Raw genomic sequence first — 4,518 nt, 5'->3', positions numbered from 1 at the left:
TCACTCCAGGCATTACCTACCTGTCTCTGTTCCAGGATCCTGTCCAGGGGTGAGTTTTCAAGGGTCTTTTCGGCATAGATCTTTTCTGATCCGTACAAATCGGTTTGGGTAGCATTGGCCAATGGTGTAGGAACAATGGCACCGTTCATCGTTCCGCCTTGAGGAACGGGAAGGTAATCTTTAGTCTGCCTTCCAAACTGGTCATATTCAATGTGAGAGACAACATCTCTTCCTAATGGAGAAGCTTTGATATTGACCACCTGTTTAGGCCTTCCCAATCCGTCAACATACTGGACGGTTTCGGAAGTTTTGGGCGTTGGAAGTGTTGGATCAGACAAATAAGTCTTTGTATAGATGTAATTTTCTGTAGGGGTTAACTGGGCATGGGCTAAACTCGTGATAAGTAAAGCACCGATAGGAATTATTATCTTTTTCATCGTGTGTTAGTTTTTATAATGGTATTGGTATTCTTTCAGTACTTTTCCGTTGGCATCTACTACTTTTTCAAGTCGGTTGGCGCTATCATACTTGTAAACTTCTCTGATTCCTGAGGGTGGAGTGATGCTTCTAACACCAATTAAAGGATCATAGGTATAGGTACTGATTTGAAAGGCTGACAATCCTGCATTGTTTCTGAAGGCATCCAAGGCTGCTATCAGTGACTGTTCAGAAGCGTCGGTACCTGATATGGCATCGGTATTGGAGGCATTGACAATGCTGTCAATCAATGCTTGCGGGATGTCATAGATCTTTGCTCCTTCTATCTTGGCAATAGGCTGTGTGTTGTTATACCCCCAAATTACAGTTGTTGAGACGCCATTTTTTGCAGTGTACTGCTGAATATTTCCGTTTAAATCATATTTATCAAATGTTACTTCAGTGTCCATTGATCCAGCTAAAGTATTATATGTTAATACAGAAGTAGGAAATATATTTACTGGGTTATCATATTTAGTTTCGGTTTTAGAAATGATTTTACCAGTATCGGATGTATTTTGTTTATTTGTAATGGTTGTTTCCAAAGGAATATCAATCATATTTGCAGATAAAAGCTTTTGATTATTTTTATCAAAAGAATATTTATAAGTGCTTTCTTTTATTGTATTATCTGGAAAGGTAATCTTTTGCGAAAGCAAATTACCCCAGTTTGGGCTATATTGCCCCTGCATTGCCATAGGGTACTCATTATCCGTTTTTGTCGTGATTATCTTGCCGTTGAAATATTCTTTTTTTGTAATAGAGGAGGCTCCAGGATTATAGATAGGAACTATTGATTTATAAACGATATTGTATTGGTTGCTCCCTAGGTAACCACTAGTCTGTACTGTAGTTGTGTTAGAAGCATTGTAAAAAGCAGTATAATTATTATAAAATTGATATTCCTGTGGGATTATAAACATATCACTCGGCGGAATTACCGCACTTGAGAAATCGTAATATACACCCCAATATTGCGGAAGAAAATAATTTGTCCAATTATATTCGTATTCTTCTGAAGTTACTGGTGTATAAGAATTGTTGTTGAATGAATACTGTGTTAATGATTTCAATAATCCATTTTTCATCTCTATGTCATTTTTGATAAAATCAGGCCTATAATCAAAGGCATAATCCCGATAATATTCTTTTGGGGGATTATTAGGATCAGTTTTATATTCAAAATCAAGGCGGAAAATATTATATCTTACCAGACTTTTTACAAACATATTTTGAGGCTCACTGAAATCAGGCGTAGGTGCCTGGAATCCCTTCATTAGGTCATATATACCGCTATAAGTAGTGGGCGGGGTTATATTATAAGTATAGGTGCTTTTTATTTTTGTATTATCTGTAAGATTAGTTGCTATTTCATCAATCGTTTCATAGCCAATAAAGTCATTATCATATGTTGGAGAATTTTTTAATAGGATATAACCATTAACCGTATTTACAGTCCCTTCGCCATTTCCAGCGTTAATAGTAGTTTTAGGTCTGAAATAAAAAAAGTTTGGACGATTTAATAGATAGCCGCTTGAATAGTTTTCCATTATTCCATCATTATTATCATCTCGAGTACTGTGATATATATAATTTTTCTTATATATACCTCCCGAATTATCTGTATTGATCAGGGATTTGATTCTTTGACCTCCTGCAAGATTGAACTTATTTCCATTAATATTATTATTTTGATATAAGGAATATTTTCCCGCATTTGCATCAGATACAAAAGATTTTTCAGGATCATATGTATTATTTTCATATTCAAATTCAGTTCCTCCTTTTGTTGGATAAATAATTTTTTTGAGGGACATCGAATTAGTAAATAGAGGATTAATCTGACGATTAGCTCCCGGAATCGTAACAATATGCTGATTCCCTGTTTTAGCTATAAAAAAGTAATCTCCATAAACTTCAGGTACAGTTAGCGTAAAACTTGTAAATAAATGCTCATTTTGAGGCTCACCATTGAAGTATCCCCAATAATCTATGGCTGTAGAATTTTTAGCTGGTATATATTGGTCATAGTACTCGAAGCCCTCTGTATTAATGGTTTGTTCATTAGCATCCTGATATTCTATAGAATTAAGTTTAAGGCGCTTATTTAAAATATCCTGTCTGTTCATAAAATTAGAAGTTGCTGCACTTTGTTGCCATGCCCCTAATTCTGTTAGCATTGAATTAAAGTTTTTGTCAAAATAGCTTTGGTTTAGCTTTATTTTTTTTATCAGTTTATTTTGTTTATTCTTTAGGCTAATAGCTACTATTCTTTTATCTCCATATAGATCCTGTCTTGTATCATAATCAAACTCAATAACTCCTTCTGAAAATTCAATTTTTTTAATAAGCTTACATTTAAATTCTTTCCACCCTTCGTACATTTTATCCTGATAATAAGGGAATGTTCCAACGGGAGTAGTACCATTATTACCGTCATTGAAAAAATTCATGGGAATCCCCGAATAGTCATATAAATTATAGCTGGGAATAGTTTCTATCAGATCATAAGTGAATTTAATTTCATTCCCTTCCTTAGTTTTTATTTTACTAATGTACCAAGCATTATTTATAGTGACGTTTGTAGCAACACTTCCTTCATGGTCTTGAGAAAAGACAGTTTCAAAATCATTAAATGTATATGCAGTGCCTAAGGGGTCAATAATTTTAAGTTTTTTTAAAGTTGGCTGTCCTTGCACTCCTAAAGAATCAGTAATTTCAATTTTTAATTTATCCTGTATCTTCTCTAAAATAGGAGTCCTATCTCTTTTGAAAATAAATTTTCCAGAATATTTTGGAAGAGTATAATAATAATCATCTGGCATAAAATCAGGATTATTGCTAAAATATCTATCACCTTGTATATAATTTTCCATTTTATAATTAGTAGGCATAATTTTAGTTTCCAATCCTAATTTAATAAAATCGATAGGAGCTACATACCCTGTAAAGTCAGGGATAAGAGTATTATTTTTGGCTTTTGCTGCAAAGTATCTATTGGTGTAATTGTATACCGCATCATAATCCGGTTTGCCGTTGACGTTTCGACTTATCAGTCCAGGAAACCCTAAGTTCCATCCAAGACCTACTCGTGTAGCTTCCTCTCTAACCTTAATTCCTCTTGTACTATAATCTAATGTAATAGGAAATTCAAAACTTCCCTCTTTTATCGTATAAATAGGAACAGAAATATTTGCCAAACCAGAATAAGAGGTTACTGGAATCTGTCCATAAGTTTGCATTTTTGTGACATCAGGTGATGTAGGATATGTAATAGGCATAAAATTATTTGCAGTTTGTGCAAAAGCCATTTTAATAATTATTATACTAATAACTGTAATTATTTTTTTCATACTGAATTGTGATTTTATTTTTTAATCAGTTTAGCGTTCGCTGTTTTATTCGTATCGGTCTTTATCACCACCAGATAAGCTCCCTGAATCAGATTCTGGGTATTGATCTTAGTGACTTTATTCTTGGTTTTAAAGTTCTGAAGCTGTCTTCCCCCCATATCATACAAGGTAATATCCGCTTCTTTGAATTCAAATCCAGTTTCTACATACGCATAATCCGTTACCGGATTCGGATAGATTTTGATTTCCTGTTTTTCAATCAATTGGTCAATCTGGCTGTCACCAAGTTTTACAATCTTCCAGTTCTCTTTTCCGAGTTCTTCGGCACTGGTTCCTGCCAGTATAATGGAACCATCTCTGTTGAGTTTGAGATCAGATAATCTTTCCTCTTTTTTTCTGGATTCTCCTTTTACATGTTTTCTCCACTGCTCATTGCCATCCTGATTTAAGTACAGCATCCAGAAGGTTTCATCATCGCTCTCTATCCGGCCTTCTGCCTGGGTATATCCGCCGAGTAGAATTCCTTTTGAAGATTTATCATCAGCTGAATGCAGGACACTCATTCCCATCAATACATCTCTATCTTTGAAATTATAGGATTTTTGCCAGATCTCTTCGCCTCTTTCATTGAGTGAAATCAGCCACAGATCGGTTCCTTCTTCAATACCGACGGTTTTATTTCCTGATC

The 4,518-nt window shown here is 34.6% G+C and carries 3 protein-coding genes; all 3 read right to left on the bottom strand.

What is annotated here, in order from left to right:
• A partial coding sequence (locus IW15_RS21730) for a DUF6443 domain-containing protein (RefSeq protein ID WP_034715716.1) occupies positions 1-437 on the bottom strand: 437 nt, incomplete at its 3' end.
• A 6-nt stretch (positions 438-443) separates the two neighbouring features.
• A complete protein-coding gene (locus IW15_RS21725) occupies positions 444-3,830 on the bottom strand; it encodes a hypothetical protein (RefSeq protein WP_131368619.1) in 3,387 nt (1,128 codons plus the stop codon).
• A 14-nt stretch (positions 3,831-3,844) separates the two neighbouring features.
• A partial coding sequence (locus tag IW15_RS21720; protein WP_034715712.1) for a T9SS type A sorting domain-containing protein occupies positions 3,845-4,518 on the bottom strand: 674 nt, incomplete at its 5' end.

The organism is Chryseobacterium soli (assembly GCF_000737705.1).
GTDB classification, from domain to species: domain Bacteria; phylum Bacteroidota; class Bacteroidia; order Flavobacteriales; family Weeksellaceae; genus Chryseobacterium; species Chryseobacterium soli.
This window is presented reverse-complemented; position numbering and strand designations above follow the sequence as displayed.

What these genes read in the sequence shown, in the direction of transcription:
- IW15_RS21725 (WP_131368619.1), bottom strand. Translation starts at nt 3,830, where the DNA reads ATGAAAAAAATAATTACAGTTATTAGTATAATAATTATTAAAATGGCT.